This is a genomic window from Arthrobacter sp. YN, assembly GCF_002224285.1.
Classification (GTDB): domain Bacteria; phylum Actinomycetota; class Actinomycetes; order Actinomycetales; family Micrococcaceae; genus Arthrobacter.
Genome location: NZ_CP022436.1, coordinates 2,672,827 through 2,699,455 on the forward strand (window position 1 = coordinate 2,672,827; position 26,629 = coordinate 2,699,455).

At 62.5% G+C, this 26,629-nt stretch carries 20 protein-coding genes; 15 read left to right on the plus strand and 5 right to left on the minus strand.

The window, feature by feature from the left end; genetic code table 11:
• Window positions 1–65: 65 nt before the first annotated feature.
• From CGK93_RS12070 to rpsA, 3 genes are all read left to right on the plus strand, one after another.
• Window positions 66–1,382, plus strand: coding sequence for a GNAT family N-acetyltransferase (locus tag CGK93_RS12070; RefSeq protein ID WP_089595036.1), 1,317 nt, complete (start codon window positions 66–68; stop codon window positions 1,380–1,382).
• A gap of 49 nt (window positions 1,383–1,431) precedes the next feature.
• Window positions 1,432–2,373, plus strand: coding sequence for a polysaccharide deacetylase family protein (locus tag CGK93_RS12075; RefSeq protein WP_089595037.1), 942 nt, complete (start codon window positions 1,432–1,434; stop codon window positions 2,371–2,373).
• Window positions 2,374–2,557: 184 nt separating this feature from the next.
• Entirely contained in the window at window positions 2,558–4,039 is a 1,482-nt protein-coding gene (rpsA, locus tag CGK93_RS12080) for a 30S ribosomal protein S1 (RefSeq protein ID WP_026540604.1), read from the plus strand.
• A gap of 98 nt (window positions 4,040–4,137) precedes the next feature.
• On the opposite strand, the gene CGK93_RS12085 is transcribed toward rpsA, so the two are convergent.
• Window positions 4,138–4,827: an IMPACT family protein gene (locus CGK93_RS12085; RefSeq protein WP_089595038.1), complete on the minus strand. Its 690-nt coding sequence runs from the start codon at window positions 4,825–4,827 to the stop codon at window positions 4,138–4,140.
• A gap of 22 nt (window positions 4,828–4,849) precedes the next feature.
• Between CGK93_RS12085 and coaE the strand changes: the two genes are divergently transcribed.
• The 4 genes from coaE to CGK93_RS12105 all read left to right on the plus strand — a co-directional run bounded on the left by coaE (window position 4,850) and on the right by CGK93_RS12105 (window position 10,790).
• On the plus strand, window positions 4,850–6,088 hold the full coding sequence (gene coaE, locus CGK93_RS12090) for a dephospho-CoA kinase (RefSeq protein WP_089595039.1): 1,239 nt from the start codon (window positions 4,850–4,852) through the stop codon (window positions 6,086–6,088).
• A 29-nt stretch (window positions 6,089–6,117) separates the two neighbouring features.
• Window positions 6,118–8,217, plus strand: coding sequence for an excinuclease ABC subunit UvrB (uvrB, locus tag CGK93_RS12095; RefSeq protein ID WP_089595040.1), 2,100 nt, complete (start codon window positions 6,118–6,120; stop codon window positions 8,215–8,217).
• A 168-nt stretch (window positions 8,218–8,385) separates the two neighbouring features.
• Window positions 8,386–9,414, plus strand: coding sequence for a TerC family protein (locus tag CGK93_RS12100; protein ID WP_089595041.1), 1,029 nt, complete (start codon window positions 8,386–8,388; stop codon window positions 9,412–9,414).
• A gap of 29 nt (window positions 9,415–9,443) precedes the next feature.
• Entirely contained in the window at window positions 9,444–10,790 is a 1,347-nt protein-coding gene (locus tag CGK93_RS12105; protein ID WP_089595042.1) for an MFS transporter, read from the plus strand.
• Here the strand turns inward: CGK93_RS12105 and CGK93_RS12110 are convergent.
• From CGK93_RS12110 to CGK93_RS12125, 4 genes are read right to left on the minus strand one after another with little or no spacing between them, the layout of a single operon-like run.
• Window positions 10,787–12,145: an alpha/beta fold hydrolase gene (locus tag CGK93_RS12110; protein ID WP_089595043.1), complete on the minus strand. Its 1,359-nt coding sequence runs from the start codon at window positions 12,143–12,145 to the stop codon at window positions 10,787–10,789. The genes CGK93_RS12105 and CGK93_RS12110 overlap by 4 nt on opposite strands.
• A complete protein-coding gene (locus CGK93_RS12115) occupies window positions 12,138–12,650 on the minus strand; it encodes a GNAT family N-acetyltransferase (protein ID WP_089595044.1) in 513 nt (170 codons plus the stop codon). Before CGK93_RS12115 ends, CGK93_RS12110 begins: the two co-directional genes overlap by 8 nt.
• 48 nt (window positions 12,651–12,698) lie before the next feature.
• Complete coding sequence (locus tag CGK93_RS12120) at window positions 12,699–14,069, minus strand: CoA transferase (RefSeq protein ID WP_232481307.1); 1,371 nt, start codon at window positions 14,067–14,069, stop codon at window positions 12,699–12,701.
• A 10-nt stretch (window positions 14,070–14,079) separates the two neighbouring features.
• Window positions 14,080–16,614, minus strand: coding sequence for a DEAD/DEAH box helicase (locus tag CGK93_RS12125; protein ID WP_089595045.1), 2,535 nt, complete (start codon window positions 16,612–16,614; stop codon window positions 14,080–14,082).
• Window positions 16,615–16,684: 70 nt separating this feature from the next.
• On the opposite strand from CGK93_RS12125, the gene CGK93_RS12130 reads away from it, so the two are divergent.
• From CGK93_RS12130 to CGK93_RS12165, 8 genes are all read left to right on the plus strand, one after another.
• Entirely contained in the window at window positions 16,685–17,464 is a 780-nt protein-coding gene (locus tag CGK93_RS12130; protein WP_089595046.1) for a trans-aconitate 2-methyltransferase, read from the plus strand.
• Window positions 17,465–17,666: 202 nt separating this feature from the next.
• On the plus strand, window positions 17,667–18,047 hold the full coding sequence (locus CGK93_RS12135; protein WP_089595047.1) for a GntR family transcriptional regulator: 381 nt from the start codon (window positions 17,667–17,669) through the stop codon (window positions 18,045–18,047).
• 65 nt (window positions 18,048–18,112) lie between these two features.
• Window positions 18,113–21,040: an excinuclease ABC subunit UvrA gene (gene uvrA / locus CGK93_RS12140; RefSeq protein ID WP_089595048.1), complete on the plus strand. Its 2,928-nt coding sequence runs from the start codon at window positions 18,113–18,115 to the stop codon at window positions 21,038–21,040.
• Window positions 21,041–21,108: 68 nt separating this feature from the next.
• A complete protein-coding gene (locus CGK93_RS12145) occupies window positions 21,109–21,825 on the plus strand; it encodes an HAD hydrolase-like protein (RefSeq protein ID WP_089595049.1) in 717 nt (238 codons plus the stop codon).
• Window positions 21,812–22,480 carry a lysophospholipid acyltransferase family protein gene (locus CGK93_RS12150; protein WP_089595050.1) on the plus strand — a complete coding sequence of 223 codons (669 nt, stop codon included), beginning with the start codon at window positions 21,812–21,814 and terminating at the stop codon, window positions 22,478–22,480. Before CGK93_RS12145 ends, CGK93_RS12150 begins: the two co-directional genes overlap by 14 nt.
• Before the next feature lie 61 nt (window positions 22,481–22,541).
• Window positions 22,542–24,557, plus strand: coding sequence for an excinuclease ABC subunit UvrC (gene uvrC, locus CGK93_RS12155; RefSeq protein ID WP_089595051.1), 2,016 nt, complete (start codon window positions 22,542–22,544; stop codon window positions 24,555–24,557).
• 129 nt (window positions 24,558–24,686) lie between these two features.
• Window positions 24,687–25,610 (plus strand): RNase adapter RapZ, encoded by a 924-nt coding sequence (gene rapZ / locus CGK93_RS12160; RefSeq protein WP_089595052.1) that lies wholly within the window; start codon window positions 24,687–24,689, stop codon window positions 25,608–25,610.
• On the plus strand, window positions 25,610–26,626 hold the full coding sequence (locus CGK93_RS12165; protein WP_089595053.1) for a gluconeogenesis factor YvcK family protein: 1,017 nt from the start codon (window positions 25,610–25,612) through the stop codon (window positions 26,624–26,626). Before rapZ ends, CGK93_RS12165 begins: the two co-directional genes overlap by 1 nt.
• The last annotated feature ends 3 nt before the right edge of the window (window positions 26,627–26,629 follow it).

The window sequence follows — 26,629 nt, forward strand, 5'->3', positions numbered from 1 at the left end:
TATCGCCGCAGGGCGCGCCGCCGAGATGGTGGCGCGCCCTGCGGCGTCTGGCTAGGCTCGGGATCGTGGCTGATCCCAATGAACCAACTTCCCGGAAATATTCCGTCCAGCGTTTCCCCGCTGTCGCCGGCAAGGACGACTCCGATGCCTATAGCCGCTGTGCCACCTGGGTGCAGGCTGTATCGCACGGATTCCACCAGCAACGGCGTGATGACGAGTACCTGGCAAAGACCCTCGCCGCCTACCAGACGGACAAGCGTGAGCTGACAGGCGTCTACGTCAACGGCACCGTACCTGAGCACTCCCTCGGGGCGAATGTGCCGGTGGCAACCTACGCAACCATGCGCAAGACCCTTAATATCGGTTTTGGCCGGCAGCTTGAGTCCAACCTGGTCACGGCTGTGACGGTCCGCGGAACGCACCGCCGCCAAGGAATCCTGCGTGGCATGATCACGGCCGATCTGGAAGGCGCCAAGGATGAGGGCCTGGCCATGGCGGCACTGACGGCTTCCGAAGGATCCATTTATGGTCGTTTCGGTTTCGGGGTAGCTACCTTTGAGCGCAGCATCAAGGTTGACACCGGACCCCGCTTCCGGATGAAGGGACAACCGGAGGGAACTGTGGAAGTCGCGGATCCTTCCGTCCTGCTGGAAATGGCTCCCCGGGTGTTCGAGCGCGTCCAGCGGCTGTCGCCGGGCTCGGTGGACCGGCAGGAGTATTACCGCCTTGTTGCTTCCGGCTCCATCGGGCATGACGGCAAGTCCGACACCAGCGTCCGATGTGCCCTGCACTACGATCTGTCCGGAGCACTGGACGGCTACGTTTCCTACCGTTTCAAGGGTTGGGACCACAAGCCCTACACCATGGAAATTGTGGACCTCGTTGCCGCTACCAACGCCGCCTACCTCGATCTGTGGCGCTTCATGGGCAGCATCGACCTCATCGACGACGTGACGTGGGCTGAAGCCCCGGTGGATGATCCCTTGGCATGGGCCCTGGAGGACCCACGGTGCATCGAGGCCTCCGAGGTCCGCGACATGCTGTGGCTCCGGATCCTGGATACTCAGGCCGCCTTGCAGGCACGCCGCTTCGCCTCTGCAGGACGCCTGGTGCTGGAAGTGACGGACTCCCTGTCCCTGGCGGGCGGCACCTGGGTTCTGGAGTCCGACGGCGGTGCTGCCGCCGTCGTGACTGAAGCCTCTGGCCAATCAGCGGATCTGACGATGGACGTGGCCGACCTTGCGTCCATCTATCTTGGTGCGGTCTCTCCGGTAACCCTTGCTGCTGCGGGACGCATCCGTGAGAAGACGGCCGGTGCCGCGTTCCTGGCCCAGCAACTGTTCGCGGTGGAACGCCCGGCGCATTGCCTGACGCACTTCTAAGCTGCACCGTTTCGCCAAAAACCGTAGACATACCTAATTAAGGACATCCATGGGGGATTCCAAACGGCGGCCTGTGGCCGGCCGGCGATCAGTGCTGCTTGGAATGGCGGGCCTGGTGTCGGCTGCGCTGGCGGCCTGCGCATCCGTCGAAGGACCATCGGGAGCGGCATCACCGTCGGTTGCGCCGCCTACAGGCCCGGCCACGCCACCGCCGTCGATTGCTGCCACATCAAGCGAGCAGGCCGCTGCCGCCCTTGCGCCAACGGAAACCGCCACAGCGGCCACAGTGCCCGACAAACAGCAGATCCTGGCCGAATTCGCTGGCAGGCGGCCCGTGGAGTGGGGGCTGCACGTTACGGGAGTGGTGAACAACTCGCCGACGAAGCACGTGGCGTTGACGTTCGACGCGTGCGGCGGACCTGGGGGCACTGGTTGCGACCACGCCCTGCTGACGACGCTCCGCCGGCTCAATGTCCCGGCGACGCTCTTCATCAACAGCCGCTGGCTCCACGCCAACCCGTCGCTGGCCGCCGAGCTGGCCGCCGACCCACTGTTTGAACTCGCCAACCATGGCACCCTGCATCAGCCCCTCTCCGTCAACGGTAGGTCTGCCTACGGGATCCCCGGAACGGCCAACACCGCTGCTGCCTACGATGAGTTGATGGGAAACCAGGCGCTGATGCAGGAACTCGACGGCCCCGCTCCCAGGTTTTTCCGTCCGGGAACTGCCTTCTACGACGACGTCGCTGTGGAGATGACGCGCAGGCTGGGCATGCTGCCGGTCAACTTCACCATCAATGGGGACGGTGGGGCCACCTACCCGGCGGCCACCGTCGCAGCCGAGGTGGCGCGCGCAGCTGCCGGCGACATCGTTATATCGCACTTCAACAGGCCTGCTGCGGGCACTGCCGAAGGCTATGCCCGGGCCTTGCCGGGGATGCTGGACAGGGGTGCCACGTTCGCCCGCTTGGGAGACGTGTTGACCACGTGACACTCCTTTTGACCCTGCTTTGCCAATGCGACTAGAATAAACGGGCGTGTACTACGTGCATGCATCCATTTTGTATTAATCCACAAATCAGGATGACCCGGTAATTTGCCGTGTTCTGCCGTCCGGACCCGGACGGCAGCGGTTTGCCTGACCGACTCACTATCCACAACGGAGCCCCTACTACATGACCATCACCTCCACCGAGAAGCCCGGTACCCCCGTAGTCGCCATTAACGACATCGGTACCGCTGAGGACTTCCTCGCAGCTGTCGACGCCACCATCAAGTACTTCAACGACGGAGACCTCGTCGAAGGTACCGTCGTCAAGGTCGACCGCGACGAAGTTCTGCTCGACATCGGTTACAAGACCGAAGGTGTCATCCCTTCCCGCGAGCTTTCCATCAAGCACGATGTTGATCCCGGTGACGTTGTCGCCGTTGGCGATCAGGTCGAAGCTTTGGTTCTCACCAAGGAAGACAAAGAAGGCCGTCTGATCCTCTCCAAGAAGCGTGCTCAGTACGAGCGCGCCTGGGGCGACATCGAGAAGGTCAAGGAAGAAGACGGTGTCGTTACTGGTACCGTCATCGAGGTTGTCAAGGGTGGCCTCATCCTGGACATCGGTCTGCGTGGCTTCCTGCCCGCGTCCCTCGTCGAGATGCGCCGCGTCCGCGACCTCGCTCCGTACATCGGTCAGCAGATCGAAGCCAAGATCATCGAGCTGGACAAGAACCGCAACAACGTTGTGCTCTCCCGCCGTGCATGGCTCGAGCAGACCCAGTCCGAGGTTCGCTCCACGTTCCTCAACAAGCTGGAAAAGGGCCAGGTTCGTCCGGGCGTTGTTTCCTCCATCGTCAACTTCGGTGCCTTCGTGGACCTGGGCGGCGTAGACGGCCTCGTTCACGTTTCCGAGCTGTCCTGGAAGCACATCGACCACCCCTCCGAGGTTGTCGAGGTTGGCCAGGAAGTCACCGTCGAGGTCCTCGAAGTGGATCTGGACCGCGAGCGTGTCTCCCTGTCGCTCAAGGCTACGCAGGAAGATCCGTGGCAGACCTTCGCCCGCACCCACGCCCTCGGCCAGGTTGTTCCGGGTAAGGTCACCAAGCTGGTTCCGTTCGGTGCGTTCGTTCGCGTCGAAGACGGCATCGAAGGCCTCGTGCACATCTCCGAACTGGCTGTCCGCCACGTGGAGCTCGCCGAGCAGGTTGTCTCCGTTGGCGACGAACTGTTCGTCAAGGTCATCGACATCGACCTCGAGCGTCGCCGCATCTCCCTCTCCCTCAAGCAGGCCAACGAGGGCGTTGACGCTGACAGCACCGAGTTCGATCCCGCTCTGTACGGCATGGCCGCTGAGTACGACGAAGAGGGCAACTACAAGTACCCTGAGGGCTTCGACCCCGAGTCGAACGAATGGCTTGAAGGCTACGAGACCCAGCGCGCAGCTTGGGAGCAGCAGTACGCTGACGCCCAGACCCGCTGGGAAGCCCACAAGAAGCAGGTTGCCCAGCACGCTGCTGACGACGCTGCTGCTGCAACGTCCGGTGAGAGCGATTCCGGCACCACGAGCTACTCCTCGGAGCCGGCTGCTGCTGAGTCCAACACCGGCGGCGGTACCCTGGCGTCCGACGAAGCACTCGCCGCACTGCGTGAGAAGCTGACCGGCAACTAATTCCGCCTCCCTCACGGGATGTGCTGAATAGCCTAAGAAGGACCCCTGCCTCCGGGCGGGGGTCCTTCTGCTTTAAGCCTTCGCGATGCGGGAACTGCTCAGCGGGGGACGTCCACCCACTCGGTTCCCTGGAGCCGCAGCTCGAGATGTCCCGCCGTCAGGGAAGCCAACCGCGCGCGGGCATCGGAGATGGCCGTTGCCTCGTCGGGCAAGGCAACTCGAAGAACCGTGTGCTGCGCCTCGTATCCGGTGTCCGCCATGACGTACCCGGCACCGCGAAGCTCGTTTTCCAAGCGGCCGGCCTCGGCATGGGGGACGTCAATGGCGCAGAGACGCAATCTTCGCCGGAGAACCAACGGAGCCAGATCCAAACCTGCGGACACCGATTCGGAGTAGGCGCGAACCAGTCCGCCCGCGCCCAGGAGGATCCCACCGAAATAGCGCACGACGACGACACTGACGTCGCTAAGGTCTGTCACCCTTGGTGAGGTCTCCCGTTTGATGAGTGCCTCCAGCATGGGGATACCCGCTGTACCCGATGGTTCGCCGTCGTCGCTGGAGCGTTGAATCATCCGATCGGGCCCTATGACGAAAGCTGAGCAGTGGTGGCGGGCGTCGTGGAATTCACGCCGAAGATCACTGACCAGGGAGCGCGCGGTTTCCTCATCAGGTGAGCGCCGAATGACTGTGATGAAGCGGGACCTGCGGATCTCCAGTTCGTGGCGGAAATCCGGACCAACCGCGAGGGTCGTATACGTTGTCGCGCGGCTGTCATCCTCATTTTCCACCGCTTCAGTCTAGTGTTGGAGGGTGCTGAAGATTGGGTTGACGGGCGGCATCGCCTCGGGGAAATCGCTGGCGGCGTCCAGATTGCGGGAATTGGGTGCCATCCTTGTGGACGCGGACCTCCTTGCGCGGGAAGTGGTGGAACCTGGAACTCCTGGGCTGGCCCGCGTTGTGGAAGCATTCGGCCCTGAAATCCTCGACTCTGATGGAAGGCTTGATCGGCCCAAGCTCGGAGCTATCGTGTTCCACGATCCCTCGCAGCGCGAGGTGCTCAATGGCATCATTCACCCGCTGGTCCGCGAAGCAGCAGGGGCGATTGTTTCAGCAGCCGGCCCCGGCGATATCGTAGTCCAGGACATTCCGCTGCTGGTCGAGACCGGGCAGGGCAGCAACTTCCACTTGGTGGTGGTGGTGGATGCGCCGGAGCCGGTGCGCGTCCAACGAATGGTAAATTTCCGGGCAATGACTCCCGACGATGCCCGAGCCCGGATCGCGGCCCAGGCCACGCGGGAAGAACGCAACGCGGCTGCCGATGTTGTCCTGGTCAACGACGGTGACCGCGAAGAGCTCCTCGCGAAGGTTGAGGCGTTATGGACGGACAGGCTGCTGCCTTTTGCCAAGAATCTCAGCCAGGGAACACGGGCTGAACGGCACGTCGGTCCGGTCATGACGCCATCCGACAGTGACTGGAGCAGGCAGGCTGACCGCCTCGCCGCCCGTATTGCTATTGCTGCCCCCCACCAGATCCTCGCGGTGGACCACATCGGCTCCACAGCGGTGCCGGGGCTGGCGGCCAAGGATGTGATTGACCTTCAGGTGGCGGTCCCCGATCTCGAGGCCGCTGATCTGATGGCGGATCAACTCGCTGCAGCAGGGTTCCCTGCGGTCCCGGGAGCCACCCGGGACACGCCGAAACCCACCCAGCCTGATCCCGCTGACTGGCAGAAGCGGTTACACGCCAGCGCCGATCCCGGCCGGCCGGTGAATCTGCATGTCCGCGCGGCCGGGTCGCCGGGGTGGCGGTATGCACTGATGTTCCGTGACTGGTTGCGATCTGAGCCCTCCGCCATCGCGCTGTATGAGGCGCATAAGCGCGAGTTGACGGCTACCTTTGCGGCCGAAAGCGGCACGGCCGCCTATGCCGATGCCAAGGAGCCATGGTTTACCGATGTTGCCTGGCCACTCATGGATGGGTGGGCCAAGCGCACGGGTTGGCAGCCGCCGTCGTATATGTCTTCTGCTGAAGGCAAACGCGGACAGTAGCTGTCCTGGGGCAGGGGTAGATTGGTTTTATGAGCCTCGCCCAGGAAATCAACCGTGTCGTCGCACCTTTCGAAGTAATCAGTGAGTTCAAGCCCGCCGGTGATCAGCCGACGGCGATTGCGGAACTGACAGAACGCATCAACAACGGCGAAAAAGACGTAGTCCTCCTCGGCGCCACTGGTACGGGTAAGAGTGCCACCACGGCGTGGCTCATCGAGCAGGTCCAGCGACCCACCCTGGTGATGGTCCAGAACAAGACACTGGCCGCGCAGCTGGCCAATGAGTTCAGGGAGCTGCTGCCCAACAACGCAGTGGAATATTTTGTCTCCTACTACGACTACTACCAGCCCGAGGCATATGTAGCGCAGACGGATACCTTCATTGAGAAAGATTCCTCCATCAATGAGGAAGTGGAACGCCTCCGGCACTCGGCCACCAACGCCCTGCTGACCCGTCGAGACGTCATCGTGGTGGCCACGGTGTCCTGCATCTACGGCCTGGGTACGCCCGAGGAATACATCGCCGGTATGGTGACGCTCCGCAAGGGTGCGGAAATGAATCGGGACCACCTCCTGCGCAAGTTCGTCTCCATGCAGTACGCGCGCAACGACATGGACTTCCACCGGGGAACGTTCCGGGTCCGTGGTGACACCGTGGAAATCATCCCCATGTACGAGGAACTGGCCATCAGGATCGAATTCTTCGGTGATGAGATCGAGAACATCCAGACCCTCCACCCCCTGACCGGAGAGGTCCTCCGCGACGAAGAGGAGATGTACGTCTTCCCGGCGTCGCACTATGTTGCCGGTCCGGAACGCATGTCCCGTGCCATCAAGCGCATCGAGGACGAGCTCGCTGACCGCTTGAAGGTCCTCGAAGGCCAGAACAAGCTGGTGGAGGCCCAGCGCCTCCGGATGCGCACCACGTACGATCTCGAGATGATGCAGCAGATGGGTTTCTGCAACGGCATTGAGAACTACTCCGTGCACATTGACGGCCGTAATCCCGGGACCGCCCCGCACTGCCTCATCGATTACTTCCCGGACGACTTCCTGTTGGTCGTTGACGAATCGCATGTCACTATCCCGCAGATCGGCGCCATGTATGAGGGCGACATGTCACGTAAGCGGAACCTCGTGGACTTCGGCTTCCGCCTGCCATCCGCCATGGACAACCGGCCGCTGAAGTGGGATGAGTTCCTGGAACGCATCGGCCAGACGGTGTATCTGTCCGCAACCCCCGGTAAGTACGAGCTCGGCAAAGCTGATGGCTACGTGCAGCAGATCATTCGTCCCACCGGCCTCATCGATCCCGAGGTAGTGGTCAAGCCCACCAAGGGACAGATCGACGACCTCCTTGGGGAAATCAGGACCCGCACGGAGAAGAATGAACGCGTTCTGGTCACCACGTTGACCAAGCGCATGGCGGAGGACCTCACAGACTACCTGGTGGGCCACGGCGTCAAGGTGGAGTATTTGCACTCCGACGTCGACACCCTCCGACGCGTGGAGTTGCTCCGTGAGCTCCGGATGGGCGTGTTTGATGTCCTGGTAGGCATCAACCTCCTCCGTGAAGGACTGGACCTGCCTGAGGTTTCCCTCGTGAGCATCCTCGACGCTGACAAGGAAGGGTTCCTCCGTTCTTCCACCTCGCTGATCCAGACCATTGGCCGCGCAGCCCGTAACGTGTCGGGCCAAGTCCACATGTACGCGGACCGGATTACCGACTCCATGGCCCACGCCATTGAGGAAACCAACCGGCGCCGTGCCATCCAGGTGCAATACAACACGGACCACGGCATTGATCCGCAGCCGTTGCGGAAAAAAATTGCTGATATTACGGACCAGTTGGCCAAGGAAGACGCAGACACCCAGGAACTGCTTAACAACAACCGGCTCGCCAAGGGTGGCAAGCGCGGCAAGTCGGCTGCCAAGGGTGCGGCAACGGTTCGGCAGGATGGCCTCGCAGCCGCTCCCGCAGAGGACCTGGTTGGCCTCATCGAGCAACTGACCGAACAGATGCACGGGGCGGCTGCTGAACTGCAGTTCGAAGTCGCTGCCCGCATCCGTGACGAAGTCAAGGAGTTGAAGCGCGAATTACGCCAGATGCAGTCCGCCGGGCACGCCTAAGGTAAGGTTTAGGTCACGTAGGGGAGTATCCCAAGCGCTACGTCCGTCAGCACGCAAGGCACAGATGCCTCGCCGGATCTAGCGGGCCGCCAATTTTTGCATTCACCGCACCCTGGCAGGCCGGAGAGACTTACACCGCTTTCCCGTACCCTGCGAAAGGCACCTTTAATGCAGCTTCCCGTCTGGTTCGAGATCGGCTCCTTTGTCGTTCTCGGAATCATCTTGGCTGTCGACCTCCTGTTGGTCGTCAAGCGTCCCCATGAACCTTCCATGAAGGAAGCCGGCCTGTGGGTCGGCTTCTATGTAGGACTGGCACTGCTCTTTGCCGTAGCCATGTTCGCGTTCGCCGGCCCGGAATACGGCGGCCAGTTCGTCGCCGGCTGGGTCACTGAGTACAGCCTCAGCATCGACAACCTCTTTGTCTTCATCATCATCATGGCCCGCTTCTCGGTGCCCCGTAAGTACCAGCAGGAAGTCCTGATGGTGGGCATCATCATCGCGCTGATCCTCCGCGGTATCTTCATTGCCCTCGGCGCCGTGGTCATCGAACAATTCAGCTGGGTCTTCTACATCTTCGGCGCCTTCCTCCTCTGGACTGCTTGGAAGCAGGCCAAGGACTCGGGCGAAGACGAAGAAGAGGGTGCTGAGAACCCGCTGATTGCCCGCCTCCGCAAGGTCCTGCCGATGTCCGAAAAGTTCGACGGCAACAAAATCCGCACCGTGGTGGACGGGAAGAAGGTCTTCACTCCCATGCTGATCGTCTTCGTGACCATCGGCCTGACGGACCTCCTCTTCGCTGTGGACTCCATCCCCGCGATCTTCGGTCTGACCCAGAGTGCCTTCATCGTCTTCACGGCGAACATTTTCGCTCTGATGGGCCTGCGCCAGCTGTACTTCCTCCTCGGTGGTCTCATGACCCGCTTGGTGTACCTGAAGCACGCCCTGTCTGTGATTCTCGCCTTCATCGGCGTCAAGCTTGTCCTGCACGCCATGCACGTCAACGAGCTTCCGTTCATCAACGGTGGCCACCACATCGAGTGGGCTCCCGAGATCCCCACCTACGTGTCCCTGGCGGTCATTGTTGGAACCATCATCGTGGCTGTTGTCGCCAGCCTCCTGAGCCCGCAGGCACGCCAGGCCAAACTGGATGCCCGGCTCGAGGAAGATGCAAAAAAGAGCATGAGCGAGGCAGAGTAACTCTCTTCGGAAAGTTGTAGTCTCGTGAAGTGACTACCACTCCAACTACGGCGCTGGACCCACAACGGGTTCAGCGCCGTACTGTTTTCCTGCTCAGTTCCGCACAACTTCTCAGCGGCGTCGGCAACGGAGCCACGCTTTCCATCGGATCATTGCTGGCAGTGGACCTGTCAGGTTCAGAAGCCTGGGCCGGCTCCATCACCACAGTGCTGACACTGGCCGCAGCGATCGCAGCTCTTCCCCTGGCGCGGCTGGCGGAAACGCGGGGCCGCCGCACGGGCCTGGTTACAGGACTGGTGGCCGCGATGATGGGGGCGCTCCTGATTATTGCGGCCGTGGTGGGCCAGTCTTTCGTCCTGCTCTTGTTGGGCGCCGCCTTCCTGGGTCTTGGTACTGCCGCAAACCTGCAGGCGAGGTTCGCCGCCGTCGACCTCGCTGACCCGGAGCACCGCGGGCGGTCACTATCCACCGTGGTGTGGGCCATCACTATTGGTGCAGTCGCCGGCCCCAACCTGATCCAGCCCGGTGCAGTGGTAGGGCAGGCGCTCGGGCTGCCGCCCATTGCCGGCCCCTTCGTATTTTCTGCCGCCGGCCTGTTCCTTGCCGCCGTCCTGTTGTTCGTGGGCCTTCGCCCTGACCCCCTGCTGCTGTCCCGGCGGCTAGCATCCCAGGCAAGCGGCGACGCAGGCGACGGCGCGTTGCCCGCCAGGGGTACCATCCGTTCGGGATTGCGCGCCGTGCGCTCATCACCGTCGGCGATGCTGGCCTTGGCCGCCGTTGTGGCAGCGCACGGCGTCATGGTGGCCGTCATGTCCATGACGCCCCTGCACCTTCAGCAACTCGTCGGCGGTTCCCATGCAGGACACCATGGCGGAACCACCGACAGTGCGGATGCCTTGGTGATCATCGGCCTCACGATTTCGCTTCACATTGCCGGAATGTTTGCGTTGTCGCCTCTATGGGGGTGGCTGACTGACAAAGCAGGGCGCCTGCAAACCATCGCCATGGGCCATGGCCTGTTGCTGGTTGCGGTGTTCATTGCCGGATTTGGCCAGCATGAGCCTGGTCTCGTCACCGCTGGCCTGATCCTCCTGGGCCTGGGCTGGTCTGCGGCAACCATCGCTGGTTCAACGTTGCTGGCAGAAAGCGTTGCCCCCGATGCGCGCGTCACCGTTCAGGGCGTCTCTGACACCCTTATGGGTGGCGCCGGCGCCGTCGGCGGCGCCACCTCCGGTCTGCTGCTCGCCTGGATCGGCTACCAGGGCTTGAACATCGCGTCCAGCGTTCTGGCCGCTGTGGTGCTGGCCTTGACGCTCGTCATGGCCGTTAGGTCAGCACGGGCCCGGGACACGCCGGCTCTCCAGCCACCGGCTTAGCGGACCGCCCGAACCATGCCAAGGAGTCGTGTGAAGATTCCCTCGCCATCTTCCCCGATACCATCGTGGTGGAAGTCTGCGGTGACCCATGGTTGAAGCCCACGCACTGCCGCAGCCGTTTCCAGGGACAGATCATGGTCCACATAGATATCGTCCTTGTAGACGGCGGCCGCCACGGGGACGGTGTTGGCCGCCAACCGTTCGGGACTGTACAGGGGCTTCCAGTCTTTCTTGGCGGCCAACTGCTCTGCCACGTCCTGCAGGGGTACCAAGGCCGGATCCTGTTCGAAATACCAGGGGTAGACCATCTCGCCGGTGAGCAGTGGCTCGTTCGCGTCGGGTTTGAACTCCGGGTGGTCCTCCAGCACCCGCCATGCGGCCCAGTTGGTTGCCTCTCCCTGTCCGTAAATCGACTCATGCAAAACGGCGTACAGAGGGTTGGCCGCGCGACTCACGAGGCTCCGCACTTGTTCAAGGAACGCATCGGACAGGCGCGGGCCGGAAGGCGTGTCAATAAATGCATCCTCCAGGAGGTAGTGAAGCGCGTCCACCCGTGTGTTGCCGCCGAGGAAGGATCCGATCATCTGGAAACGCTCGGTCGTGAGCCTTTCGCCGCTGGCGAGGAACTCAGCCTGCCGGTCCAGGTGGCGGGCGATCCGGGTGACGATGTCCCGGTCTTCCGGGTACCAGGAGAAGTACTCGGCATTTCGCAAAGCGACGCGGTGGAACGTGGCCTGGTACACGCGGTCCGCCGGACCGTGGAGCGGCGCCAACCCACCGGTGATAAGGACCTCGCGGAGGCCCTCCGGCGCGAAGGACAGGTACGTTAACGCGCAGAAGCCGCCGAAACTCTGGCCGAGGACGGACCATGGACCGGAGCCGAGCACGCGGCGGATGTACTCAGCGTCAGCCACGATCGAGTCGGCACGGAAGTGAGTCAGGTATTCGGCTTGTGCTGCGGCGTCGCCCCGGAGTTCGAGTGACTGCCGTTCAACGGGTGTGGACAAGCCTGTGCCGCGTTGGTCGAGCATCAGGATGCGGAAGTCCTTCGCGGCCGCCTTCATCCAACCCGACAATGACGTGACCCGGTTGCCACGGCCGCCCGGGCCGCCTTGCAGGAACAACAACCAGGGCAATCTGGCGGCTGCCTCGGCCGTGTGGTCGGTGGAAGTGTATTCCCTGGCAAAGACCGTGATGGTCTCGCCGGCGGTGACTGATTCATCCGGTACGTGCGCCAAGGGGACGGTGAAGTAATGCTCCGCCGTCCGCAAGCCGCGGAACTCGTGGCGCGCGGGGACACTGTGCACGCCGGCAGTGCTGCGGCCGGCGTTCTGGCCGGGGTACTGGTCAGCCACGGGCGAGAGCCTCGTTGGCCTGGCCCGCTTTCGTGCCGAAGGCCTCAAGTGCCTCGCCGGTCAGGCGGAACGTGGACCACTCTTCCATGGGGAAAGCGCCCAGGTTCTTGTAGAACTTGATGGAGGGTTCGTTCCAGTCAAGGACGCTCCACTCAACACGGGCGTAACCACGTTCGACGGCGGTGGCCGCCAGATGCTGCAACAGCGCCTTGCCATGGCCCTCGCCGCGTGCGTCGGGGATCACGTAGAGGTCCTCCAGGTAGATCCCGTGGACGCCCTCCCAGGTGGAGTAGTTCAGGAACCAAAGGGCGAAGCCTTGAACTGTGCCGGCACTGTTTTCGGCGATGGTGGCGTAGACGCGGGGGCTCTCGCCGAAGAGTACTTCGGTGAGCATGGCCGGGGTATTTTTGACCGCGTCCGGTTCCTTCTCGTAGATCGCAAGATCATGGATCATCCGGAGGATGGCAGGGACGTCGTCTACAGTGGCTGGGCGGATTACACTCATGGCTCCGAGCTTACTAGGGGAGCAGAGCCCGCCGCTCCCGGTTCTTCCTTACTGCCAGGCCAGGGCGGAGGTTCCATACTTCACGGGCGCCTTGCCGTACTGCAGGGGAACACCGTCCATGGTCAGGGGTGGCCCTACAAAGCGGAGAGGTCCGTAAGGGCTGTCCACCAGACGGAATTCCGGAAGGGGCACTCCGCCGACGCCGCTCGCGGGCCCGCGCGACGGCAGACGGAAGAGCGCCTCCGCCGTGCGGACCAGGGAAAGGTGCGCCGCTCCTCCTCGTCCTGTGTGGAGGCGTTCGGTCAGGAGAGCCAAGGCAGCTGCAGCAATTCCATACCCCGTTGCGTGATCCAGTGCCTGGACGGGTAGCGCGCCCGGCCTCCACCCGTCATCGGCATTTCCGTATCGCTCCGCAATTCCGCAGGCAGCCTGGACGACGCTGTCGAAACCGCGCCGGCCATTCCAGGGTCCTGTACTGGCCCAGGCGCTCAATGTCACCACCACCAGATCAGGCCTGACGTCGAGCATCCCGTCCGGGCCCAAGCCGAATCTGTCCAGCCCGCCGTGGCGGTAGCCGGTCACCACGACGTCGGCCGCCGAAAGCAAGCGGTGCACCACTTCCAAGGCCCCGGCCTTGTTGAGGTCGGCTTCGGCGCTGCGCTTATCGAACCCGGAGTCAACAAAGGCATCGGTGAGCTCAGGAAGGCCAGGCGGATCGATCCGCAGGACATCCGCACCCAGGGCGCCCAGAAGACGGGTGGCCGTGGGCCCGGCTATGACGCGGGTCAGGTCCAGGACCCTGAGTCCGGCCAGGGGCCGGAAAGGGTCAGTTGAGGGAATCCACGACGACGGCCGCGGACTTTTACCCGGAGCTTCGGGACGGGTGAAACCGATCCACGGTCCCGTGCTTGCCGCCGCATGCATTGGCGTGGACGTCCATTCTTCCCGGGTACGGACGGCGGCGGCAACACCCCTCCCGGCAGTGATGGCTTCTTCTGCCTCCAGCGCGGTCATTGAACGCAGCACACGGTCCAGCTCATCAGGAGTAGTGGCCCGGAGCGTTTCCATCAGCCGGGACGCATGGTGCGGGTAGTTGGCATGCAGGCGGACCCAACCATCCAAGGTTGGGCGGAACCCGGACAAAGGAGCAAAACCTTGAGGTTTCCGGCCCGAGATCCTCAGGTGTCCCAACGAATCGAAAGAGGCTGCCGTCAGTTCTGACGACACCGAGTATCGACCCGTGGAACCCGTCAGGGATTCGAGGGCAGTGGCTGCTGCCTGGACGGACCCCAACGCGAGCCCTTCGACGTCCAGGCTGCCACCCCACCACCAGCGCGGACCGCTGCAGGCTGCCGGCTCTGCTGCACTGAAGGCGTCCAGCATCCGCAGGCTGCCGGTCAGGTCCGGGACGGGTTCCACAGCGATTGGCCTAGAGCCTGTTGGCGTCTGTCACCCGGACGACGGCGGTACCGTTTTCGTCAGACGCGGCCAGGTCTACTTCGGCCGAGATTCCCCAGTCATGGTTGCCCGCCGGGTCGTCGAAGATCTGCCGCACTTTCCAAGTGCCGGGTTCCTCGGTGATGATGAGCAGTCCCGGACCACGGGCATCAGGACCCGTGCCGATGTCGTCGTGTTCTTCGAAGTAGTCGTCCAGTACTTCTTCCCAGCGTTCCGCGTCCCAGCCGGCATCGCCGTCCAGCTCACCCAGCGCCGCAGAATCCTCATCCGCGAACAGTTCGACCCTGCGGAACATTTCGTTCCGGACCATCACACGGAAAGCCCGGATGTTGGACGTCAGGAGCGGCGGCGGGGGAGGGGGAGCGTCGTGTGGCGTGGGAGCGAGTCCGGAGGTGAGCTCTTCCCATTCATCCAGCAGACTGGAATCAACCTGGCGGACCAGTTCTCCCAGCCACGCAATCAGGTCTTCAAGGTCCTCACGCAGCGAATCCTGGGGAACGGTCTGCCGCAGCGCGCGGAACCCGTCCGCCAAGTAGCGCAGGACGATGCCCTCCGAGCGGGCCAGGCCATAGAACTGCACGAACTCACCAAAGTTCATGGCGCGCTCGTACATGTCCCGGATGATCGATTTCGGCGCCAGCTCAAAGTCGCCCACCCAGGGCGCGGCCTTGCGGTACACCTCAAAGGCTTCGCCGAGGATCTCCGCCAAAGGCATGGGGTACGTAACTTCGTCCAGCATGGCCATCCGCTGGTCGTACTCGATGCCATCGGCTTTCATGGCCGCAACTGCCTCGCCGCGTGCCTTCTTCTGCTGCGCCGAAAGAATCTGGCGGGGCTTCTCCAAGGTTGACTCGATCACGGAGACCACGTCCAGGGCGTAGGACGGCGACTCGGGATCGAGCAACTCCAGGGCGGCCAAAGCGAAGGGGGAGAGCGGCTGGTTCAGGGCGAAGTTTGCCTGCAGGTGCACTGTCAGGCGTACAGAGCGACCCTCAACTTCCTGCTCCTCCTCCGGGATCCGTTCAACCACACCTGCGGCCAGCAGTTCGCGGTAAATCCCCAAAGCCTTCTTCATGAGTTTGAGCTGGGCTGCACGGGTCTCGTGGTTCTCGCTAAGCAAGCGCCTGGTTGCCTGGAATGGGTCACCCGGACGTTCCATCAGGTTCAGGAGCATCGCGTGCGTCACGGTGAAACTGGACGTCAGTGGCTCAGGCACGGACTCCACCAGCCGTTTGAACGTGGGCTCACCCCAGGAGACGAATCCCTCAGGAGGCTTCTTCTTCACCACCTGCCGCAACTTCTTCTGGTCATCACCGAACTTGGCCGTTGCCTTGGCCATCGCTTTGGTGTTCTCCACCACATGGTCCGGGGCCTGGACTACCACCGTGCCGGCGGTGTCGTACCCGGCGCGGCCGGCGCGTCCGGCAATCTGGTGGAACTCACGTGAGTTAAGCGATCTGGTGCGTACGCCGTCGTACTTGCTCAAAGCAGTCAACAACACGGTCCGGATGGGCACGTTGATGCCCACCCCCAGAGTGTCGGTACCGCAGATGACTTTCAGCAGCCCGGCCTGGGCCAGTTGCTCCACCAGCCGGCGGTATTTGGGAAGCATGCCGGCATGGTGGACACCGATGCCGTGGCGGACCAGCCTGTTGAGGGTCTTTCCGAAGCCGGCGGCGAACCGGAAACCAGCAATGAGCTCAGCGATCCTATCTTTCTCCGCGCGGCTGCACATGTTGATGCTCATGAGGTTCTGGGCACGCTCAATGGCTTCAGCCTGGCTGAAGTGGACCACGTACACCGGGACCTGCTTGGTGGACAGCAGTTCTTCCAGGCTCTCGTGGACCGGGGTCAGGTGGTAGTAGTAGTGCAGCGGAATGGGACGTTCCGCGGAGCTCACTGTGGTGGTGGACCGGCCAGTGAGTTCGGTCAGCCCGGTTTCGAAGCGCGTGACGTCACCCAGGGTCGCGGACATCAGGAGGAACTGTGCTTGGGGGAGTTCCAGCAGGGGTACCTGCCACGCCCACCCGCGCTGAGGATCGGAGTAGAAATGGAATTCGTCCATGACCACCGAGCCGAGCTCCGCTGTCGAGCCTTCCCGGAGGGCAATGTTGGCCAGGATTTCGGCGGTGCAGCAGATGATCGGGGCGTCCTGGTTGACGCCGGAATCGCCGGTAATCATTCCCACGTTTTCCGCGCCAAAGATGTCGCAGAGGGCAAAGAACTTTTCAGACACCAGTGCCTTGATCGGAGCCGTGTAGTAACTCCGCTGGCCGCGTGCCATTGCCTCGAAGTGAGCAGCGATGGCCACCAAGGATTTTCCGGAGCCCGTGGGCGTGGCGAGGATGACGTTGGCGCCGGAGGCAAGCTCCATGATCGCTTCGTCCTGGGCCGGGTACAGCTGCAGCCCGCGGGATTCGGTCCACTCTACGAACCGTGTGTAGATTTCGTCCGGGTCCAGGGGACCAGTGGCGGTGGAACCGGGAAGCTGCTCAAGAAGTTTCATTGGTTTCCAGCTTAGTGCCCACACGGTTTAAGCTCGGCCCAGCAATGGTGGCAGATGCGAGGAGGCTTTGATGAAGTGGGATCCGTCCAAGTATGTGGAATTCGGAAACCATAGGGACCGCCCTTTCCACGACCTCGTCGCGAGGGTCCAGGCCAGTAACCCCCGCACGGTAGTGGACCTCGGCTGTGGCCCAGGAAACCTGACTGCTACGCTCACCGAACGCTGGCCAGGCGCCCGCGTTGTTGGCCTCGACTCCTCTGAGGAGATGCTCAGTCAAGCAGGCGCCCTCACGCAGGAGTTCACCCATCTGGAATTTATTCAGGGCGATATCGCGAACTGGTTGCCCGACGCCGATACCGATGTAGTGGTCAGCAATGCAGCCCTTCAGTGGGTCGCTGGCCATCTGGAAATGTTGGCCGGCTGGCTGCGCGCCCTGCAGCCCGGTGCGTGGTTTGCCTTGCAGGTTCCCGGCAATTTCACGTCTCCCTCACATACGCTGATGCGGCAACTCGCGGAATCGCCCCGGTGGTCGGCCCGGCTGGGCGGCGTCCTCCGGCATGACGGGGCCGTGGGGAGCCCGGCGGATTACCTGGGAATAATGCTCGACGCCGGATGCTCGGCTGACGCTTGGGAGACTACCTACCAGCAGGTACTGCCGGGCAGTGATCCGGTCCTGCAATGGGTCCGCGGCACTGGGCTCCGTCCCGTGTTGGCGGCGCTGTCCTCTGAAGAAGCTGCCGACTTCGAGACGGAGTACGCCGCAATGCTGCGCGAGGCCTATCCCGCAACAAGCCATGGAACCGTCTATCCGTTCCGACGCATTTTTGCCGTGGCCCGGAAGAACGCATGATGCCGGTGGATTCCCTGAGAGGGAAGGCAGCGACCTTCTTGCGACGTGAGCTGTGTGGTGATCTGCCTGGTCCTCGATGTAGATGTGCGTGTCGTCATGGCTTGTCCACTGCCGTCGTCGCTGGTCTAATTCTCAGCATGGACCAAGGACGCATCCGACATCAAACGCCCCGCCACATGACGGCACCCGGGCGGAGGTCGTTGTGACTCCCACCGGCGATTTCCCGGGCACCTGGCGGCCCAACACCACCAGCGCCGTCGCCCTCTTTGAACAGTTGAGGTTGCGGATCATCGAGCTCGCTGACTCGGGAATCCTGGCGGTCGGAGCGAAACTGCCACCCGTGCGCAATCTGGCGGGCGTACTGGACGTCGCACCCCACACCGTCGCCCGGGCTTACAAAGAACTGGAAGCCGCGGGCGTCGTGGCAACCCGGGGCCGGAATGGCACCGTGGTCTGTGCCCGGGACGATCGCTGGGGAGCGCTGGCCGAGGTGGCCGGGCAGTATGCGTCCGCTGCGAAGGCACAGGGCGCCTCTTTCGCCGAGGCAGTCCAGCTTCTCGCCGCAGCGTATGACGCGGATTGATACCGATCGGTAGCATGTGAGGCACGACATGGAAATTCGAAGAAGTTTTCGATTAGCATTGGTAAGTGCCCAAAGCCTTAGCTGAAGATACCGCCATCGAATCCCCGAACAGCATCCCTGTGGTTCCTGACTCCAAACCCGCGAGGCCAGACCTCTCGCGGCTGGTGGTCAAGGGTGCCCGGGAACATAACCTGCGCAACGTGGACGTCGACCTTCCGCGCGATGCCATGATCGTGTTTACGGGACTCTCGGGTTCCGGCAAATCGTCGTTGGCTTTCGACACCATCTTCGCCGAAGGGCAGCGCCGCTACGTAGAGTCGCTCTCCGCGTACGCGCGCCAGTTCCTTGGCCAGGTAGACAAGCCTGATGTCGACTTCATCGAGGGATTGTCGCCCGCGGTCTCCATCGACCAGAAATCCACCAGCAAGAACCCGCGTTCCACCGTGGGTACCATCACCGAGATCTACGACTACATGCGGTTGTTGTGGGCCCGCGTTGGCCGCCCGCACTGCCCTGTCTGTGGCGAACCCATCGCGCGCCAGACACCGCAGCAGATCGTTGACCAGCTTCTGGAGCTTGAGACGGGCACACGTTTCCAGGTCCTGGCCCCGGTGGTCCGCGGACGCAAGGGCGAGTTCGTTGACCTGTTCAAGGAACTGACCGCCAAGGGCTATTCCCGTGCACGTGTTGACGGCGAACTGGTCCAACTGAGCGATCCTCCCAAGCTGGGGAAGCAGTTCAAGCACACCATCGAAGTGGTGGTTGACCGCTTGGTGGTCAAGGAAGATATCAGCCAGCGGCTCACGGATTCCGTGGAGACCGCCCTGGGCCTGGCGGAGGGCCGTGTCCTGGTGGAGTTCGTGGATCTTGACGCCGCGGATCCCGGTCGCATCCGGGCCTTCTCCGAGAATCTTGCGTGCCCCAACGAGCACCCTTTGGCGATCGATGAAATTGAGCCACGCTCGTTCTCCTTCAACAACCCCTTTGGTGCCTGCTCAGCCTGCAGCGGCATCGGAACCAAGCTTGAAGTGGACGAAGAACTCATCGTCCCCAATCCTGAGCTCTCCTTGGGCGAAGGCGCCATTGCCCCGTGGTCCTTGGGAACGGCGACCACTGAGTACTGGAACCGCCTCCTTGAGGGCCTGGCCCATGAGCTCGGCTTCTCCATGAAGACACCCTGGGAGGAGCTCTCCAAGGAAGTCCGGAACACCGTGCTGCATGGCAAGGACCACAAGGTTGTTGTCCAGTACAAGAACCGTTTTGGCCGTGAACGCAAGTACAGCACGGGCTTTGAAGGCGCCATTCAGTACGTGCACCGGAAGCACGGGGAAACCGATTCCGAGTGGGCCCGTGACCGGTACGAAGAGTACATGCGCCAGATTCCCTGCCCTGAGTGCAATGGTGCACGCCTCAACCCGGCATCGTTGTCCGTGCTGATCAACGGCAAGTCGATTGCAGCCGTTGCTGCCATGCCGATGCGCGAGTGCGCAGAGTTCCTCGGCAGCCTGACCCTCACCAGCCGGGAAGCGCAAATTGCCAACCAGGTGCTGAAGGAGATCCAGGCCCGCCTGACCTTCCTGCTGGATGTGGGGTTGGAATACCTCAACCTCGAGCGGCCATCAGGAACCCTGTCCGGTGGAGAGGCCCAGCGCATCCGGCTGGCAACCCAGATCGGTTCCGGCCTGGTGGGCGTCCTGTATGTCCTTGACGAGCCGTCCATCGGGCTCCACCAGCGTGACAACAGGCGACTCATCGAGACCCTGACCCGTCTGCGGGACCTCGGCAACACGCTGATTGTTGTGGAGCATGACGAAGACACCATCCACGAGGCTGACTGGGTGGTGGACATCGGACCAGGCGCCGGTGAGCACGGCGGCCAGGTGGTGCATTCAGGCACCTACAAGGAGCTGCTGGAGAACACGGATTCCCTCACGGGTGACTACCTGTCTGGACGCCGGAAGATCGATATTCCCACCAAACGCCGCAAGTACGACAAGAAGCGTGAACTCAAGGTTGTTGGTGCCCGTGAGAACAACCTGAACAATGTCGATGCCACGTTCCCGCTGGGGCTTTTTACTGCGGTGACCGGCGTCAGCGGTTCCGGCAAGTCCACGTTGGTCAACGAGATCCTCTACAAGGTCCTCGCCAATAAGCTCAACGGCGCCAAGCAAGTGGCAGGACGTCACCGGACGGTGGCCGGCCTGGAACATCTGGACAAGGTGGTCCACGTCGATCAAAGCCCCATCGGCCGTACTCCCCGCTCCAACCCAGCGACGTATACCGGGGTGTTCGACAACATCCGCAAGCTCTTCGCCGAGACCACCGAAGCCAAGGTTCGTGGATATCAGCCCGGACGCTTCTCATTCAACGTCAAGGGCGGTCGCTGCGAGGCCTGTTCAGGCGACGGCACGTTGAAGATCGAGATGAACTTCCTGCCGGACGTCTATGTTCCTTGCGAGGTGTGCCATGGTGCCCGGTACAACCGGGAAACCCTTGAAGTCCACTACAAGGGCAAAACCATTGCTGATGTCCTCAACATGCCCATTGAGGAGGGGGCGGAGTTCTTTGCTGCGTTCACGCCGATTGCGCGCCACTTGACTACTCTGGTGGACGTCGGCCTTGGCTACGTCCGTCTGGGACAGCCGGCAACCACGTTGTCCGGTGGCGAGGCCCAGCGCGTGAAGCTTGCCGCAGAGTTGCAGAAGCGCTCCAACGGGCGCAGCATCTATGTCTTGGACGAGCCCACCACGGGCCTGCACTTCGAGGACATCCGAAAGCTCCTTATGGTACTTCAGGGCTTGGTGGACAAAGGCAATACGGTGATCACCATTGAGCACAACCTCGACGTCATCAAGTCTGCGGACTGGATTGTGGATCTGGGCCCCAACGGTGGCTCAGGTGGCGGAAAGATTGTTGCCACGGGAACACCCGAACAGGTGGCAAAATCCACGGAAAGCCACACAGCCACCTTCCTGGCCGAGATTCTCGGATAGTCGCCAGAAGTATTCCGGTAGCGGCATGCGAGTTTCAGGCATGCCGCTACTCGTGAGAAACTAACCCGGTGACTCAAACAACGGTGCCCGTAATATTCGATCTGGACGGCACCCTTGTCGATCCGGCCGGCGGTATCACGGGAGGAATCTCCGCCGCCCTCCGTGAATTGAACCTTCCCGTTCCTGAACAGGCCGTGCTGAATTCCATGGTGGGTCCCAAGCTCAGCGATTCCCTGATGCATTTGGCCAATGTCCCGGAAAACCTGGTCAATGAAACCATTGACCGTTACCGGCGCCACTACAAGGAGACAGGCATCGGGCAGAGCAAGCTTTACCCCGGAATCTTCGAACTTCTTGAATACTTTGCTGAATCCGGCCGGGCGGTAGCAGTTGCTACGCAGAAGCCGCAGTCCATTGCGAGGCTCGTCCTCGAGCACCATAAAATTGCCGATTTCTTCGTCTCCATTCGCGGGGCTGCGGACAACGAGTCCCTGGAAGCGAATACGGCATCCGGCAAAGTCGAAATTGTCGGAGCAGCCTTGGCTGACCTGCATTCACAGCCGGCTGTGATGGTGGGAGACAGGCATCAGGACGTTGCAGGGGCAATGGCTAACGGCCTGGATTGCATCGGGGTGGCTTGGGGATTCGCCCCGGACGGAGAACTCGAAGAAGCCGGCGCTGTGGCCGTAGTGCACACCGCGGCCGAGCTGCGGATCAAAATTGAAGAACTTGACGCTGTCCGTGCGGCAGCCCTGAGCGAGGTACAAAACGATGGCAGTCTTTGATGCGATCCGGTGGACTACCCGTGGACTGATTTCCTCCACGTGCCGGCCTACTGTCATTGGTTTGGAGAACGTACCCAAAGAAGGGCCCTTCATTGTGGCGCCAAACCACCTTTCCTTCCTTGACAGCGTGATCGTCCAGGCCCTGATGCCGCGTCCGGTCGCCTTCTTTGCCAAGGCCGAGTACTTCACCACCAAGGGCGTTAAAGGCGCCGTCATGAAGTCCTTCTTCGAGGCGGTAGGATCCATTCCGGTGGAGCGCGGTGAGCAGGCTGCCAGCGTGCAGGCGCTCAAGACCTTGCTGGACATCCTCGAGTCGGGCAAGGGCATCGGCATCTACCCCGAGGGCACCAGATCCCGCGATGGCATCCTTTACCGTGGACGCACGGGCGTGGGGTGGCTTGCCCTGACCACAGGCGCGCCTGTCATTCCCGTGGGCCTGATCGGAACCGAAAAGCTGCAGCCTGCGGACAAAAACGCAGTAAGGCCGCAGCACTTCACCATGAAGGTCGGCGAGCCGCTCTATTTCGAGAAGACCGGGCCTGACCACTCGCTTCCGGCACGCAGGGAAGTCACCGATAGAATCATGGACGCCATCGCCGTGCTCAGCGGCCAGGAACGCTCTGCAAGCTACAACCAGAGCAAATCCGTCGACTAGCAGCAGCTGCCGCCGCGATGACGTGGCTTTGGCTGTCGTTCCGGTTCACTAGACTGGAAACGTGGCAGATCCAGCAAGTTACCGGCCCCAAACGGGTGAGATTCCCACCACCCCGGGCGTCTATCGATTCCGCGACCCCCATGGCCGGGTCATCTACGTGGGCAAGGCGAAGAACCTCAGGTCCAGGCTTAATTCCTACTTCGCCAACCCTGCAGGGCTGCTTCCCAAGACCCACGCCATGGTGCATGCGGCCAGCAGCGTCGAGTGGACCGTGGTGGGCAGCGAGCTGGAATCGTTGCAGCTGGAATACACGTGGATCAAAGAATTCAAGCCGCGCTTCAACGTAGTTTTCCGCGACGACAAAACCTATCCCTACCTTGCCGTCACCATGGGGGAGAAGTACCCCCGGGTGCAGGTCATGCGGGGTGAGCGCAGGAAGGGCACCAGGTACTTCGGCCCCTACACCGCCGGTGCCATCCGCGAAACAATGGATACCCTCCTGAGGGTTTTCCCGGTCCGCAGCTGCAGCGCGGGCGTCTTCAAGCGCGCGGAATCCAGCGGGCGTCCTTGCCTGCTCGGCTACATCGACAAATGTACGGCCCCCTGCGTCGGCCGCGTGAGTCCGGACGAACACCGCAACCTCGCCGAGGATTTCTGTTCTTTTATGGGCGGCGAAGCGAAGCGCTTCATAGGCCGCTTGGAAAAGGACATGGCAGCAGCCGTCGCCGAACTCGACTATGAGCGGGCTGCCGGGCTCAGGGACGACATCATCGCGCTGCGGAAAGTCTTTGAGCGCAATGCCGTGGTCCTCGCCGAAGATACCGACGCTGACGTCTTCGCCCTCCACGACGACGAACTGGAGGCTTCCGTGCAGGTCTTCCACGTCCGCGGTGGCCGGGTCCGCGGACAGCGCGGCTGGGTTGTGGAGAAGGTCGAAGACGCGACGACCCCTGAGCTGATCGAACATTTGCTCGAGCAGGTCTACGGAGAAGACAGCGAGGTCCAGGGACGGATTCCCCGGGAAGTCCTGGTGCCGGAAGCGCCCAGCAACCATGCCGAACTCACTGAGTGGCTGGGCGGGCTGCGTGGTGCCAAGGTGGACATCCGCGTGCCCCAGCGTGGTGACAAGGCCGCCCTGATGTCCACGGTGCGCGAGAACGCGGAGCAGGCCCTTAAACTGCACAAGACCCGCAGGGCCGGCGACATCACTGTCCGCTCCGTGGCGCTTCAGGAATTGCAGGAAGCCCTGGAAATCCCGGTTCCCTTGCTGCGGATAGAGTGCTTCGATATCTCGCATGTGCAGGGCACCAACGTGGTGGCCTCCATGGTGGTGGTGGAGGACGGGCTGCCCAAGAAAGCGGACTACCGAAAATTCTCCATCACGGGCGCAGCGGCAGCTGACGACACCGCGGCAATGCACGACGTCCTGACCCGGCGGTTCCGGCATTACCTGACGGACAAGGCTGCCCAGGTCCCCGTGGTGTCCGGCGAGATCGTCAACCCGACGCGTGCGGGGGCCAAAAGCGCCACCGATGCCCCGCCGTCGGACCCCGCCATGCCGGCCCCCAAGGCCAAGTTCGCCTACCCGCCCAACCTGGTGGTGGTGGATGGAGGCCAGCCGCAGGTCAACGCTGCCAAGCGTGCGCTGGCGGAGCTCGGCATCGACGACGTCTACGTGGTGGGCCTTGCCAAGCGCCTGGAAGAAGTCTGGCTGCCGGACAGCGACTTCCCGGTCATCCTGCCGAGGACATCGCAGGGACTGTATTTGCTTCAACGGATCCGTGACGAAGCCCACCGCTTCGCCATCACTTTCCATCGGCAGAAGCGGGGGAAGGCCATGACGGTATCCGTCCTGGACGGGGTGCCGGGCCTGGGTGAAGCCAAGCGCAAGGCTTTGGTGGCGCACTTCGGCTCGCTTAGGAAGATCAAGGCGGCTTCCGTTGAAGAGCTCACGTCCGCGAAAGGCATTGGTCCTGCGTTGGCAGCTGCCGTGGTTCAACACCTGGGTTCCACGGAAGACTCCGCCGGGGCAGTCCCGGCGATCAACATGACCACCGGCGAAATCCTTGAATCTTAGCTAGGGTTAGAACTTGGCCGATGGCCGCATCAGCGGTTACCGGCGCTTGAACATGTCGAGGGTGCGCTGACCCAACGGGAGCGCACCACAGGCTGTAAACACCACTTCGGACGAAACGGGGAACAACTCATGGATGAGGCAACGGCAGGGTCCGGAACGGAGCAGGACGGCCTCACGCCCGTCAAGCCCCCGGAGGCGGAACTGCTGGTCGTCACCGGCATGTCCGGGGCGGGGCGCAGTACGGCCTCGGATGCCTTGGAAGACCACGGCTGGTACGTGGTGGACAACCTCCCGCCGCAGATGCTGGGAACCCTGGCCGAAATTGTCTCGCATGCTCCCAAATCCATTCCCAAGCTGGCAGTGGTGGTGGATGTCCGCAGCAAGGACCTCTTCACTGACATCCAGACGGCGCTGGGCGCGCTCAGCGCCAGCGGCATCACCTTCCGGGTGCTGTTCCTGGATGCCAATGACGACGTCCTGGTCCGCCGTTTTGAGCAAGGACGCCGTCCGCATCCCCTGCAGGGCGGCGGCAGGATCCTCGACGGCATCGGGGTTGAGCGCGAGGTCCTGCGGGAACTGCGCGAGCATGCCGACGTCGTGCTGGACACATCCGACTTCAATGTCCACGGCCTGGCGACAGCCATCACCGAACTGTTCAGCGACACAGGCCCGGTAACCCTGCGCCTGAACGTCATGAGCTTTGGATTCAAGTACGGCCTCCCCGTGGACGCCAACTTCGTAGCCGATGCCCGCTTCATTCCCAACCCGCATTGGGTTCCCAAACTTCGGCCGCATACAGGGCTGGATGAGGATGTCAGCAATTACGTGCTCGCCGCCGATGGCGTGCACGAGTTCGTGGACAGGTACGTCCGGGCCTTGGAGCCTGTCCTGGATGGCTACCGCCAGGAGAACAAGCACTACGCCACCTTGGCCGTTGGCTGCACCGGAGGCAAGCACCGTTCGGTGGCGGTCGCCGTCGAACTTTCCAAGCGTTTGGCGCAGTATCCCCGTGTCACCGTCACCACCACCCACCGCGACCTGGGACGCGAGTAGTGGGCGTCCTCACGGGCCCGCTGCCCCTGATTCCGCCCAAAGGCGTTCCCGGCAGCCAGCAGAAGAAAAGTCCGTCAGTGGTTGCCCTGGGTGGCGGTCACGGACTGGCGGCGTCGCTGTCGGCACTGCGCTTGCTCACCTCCGAGCTGACGGCAATCGTCACAGTAGCGGACGACGGCGGCTCATCCGGGCGTCTCCGCGAGGAGTACGGCGTCCTTCCGCCCGGGGACCTGCGGATGGCGCTCAGCGCCCTGTGCGACGATACCGACTGGGGCCGGACCTGGCGGGACGTCATGCAGCACCGTTTCAATGCCGGGTCCGCCAAAGGCGGCTCACTGGACCATCACGCCATGGGCAATCTGCTGATCGTGACCCTGTGGGAGCTCTTGGGAGACACAGTTGCCGGCCTGAAGTGGGCCGGCGCCCTGCTGGGAGCCAGGGGCCAGGTTCTGCCCATGTCCAGCGTTCCCCTTACCATTGAGGGCCAGGCCCACCTTGACCTTCCGGGGGGCGGCCAGGAACTCCGTACGGTCCGGGGCCAAGCCAAGTGTGCTGTTGCGGGCAAGCTGGAAGACGTCAGGCTGTTGCCTGAGGATGCTCCAGCCTGCACAGAAGCCCTGACGGCCATCGAACTGGCGGACTGGGTCATTCTTGGACCCGGCTCCTGGTACACCTCCGTCCTGCCGCATCTGCTGCTGCCTGAGCTGCGCCAAGCCCTGGGCGACACCGCTGCGAAGCGCTGCCTCACCATGAACCTTGACGTCGAAACCAAGGAAACCTCAGGCATGACAGCCGCGGATCATCTGGACGTCCTGCGCCGCTATGCACCTGAGTTCAGCGTCGATGTGGTACTTGCGGATCCTGCTGCGATCCAGGACCTCAAAGCCTTCGAGAAGGCCGCGGGGATGATCGGGGCTGAAGTGGTGTTGGGTAGAGTAGGGGCGTCGAGGCGACGCCCCGTCCATGATCCACTGCTGCTGGCAGCGGCGTACCACGATATTTTCGGGAACAGTTAGGAA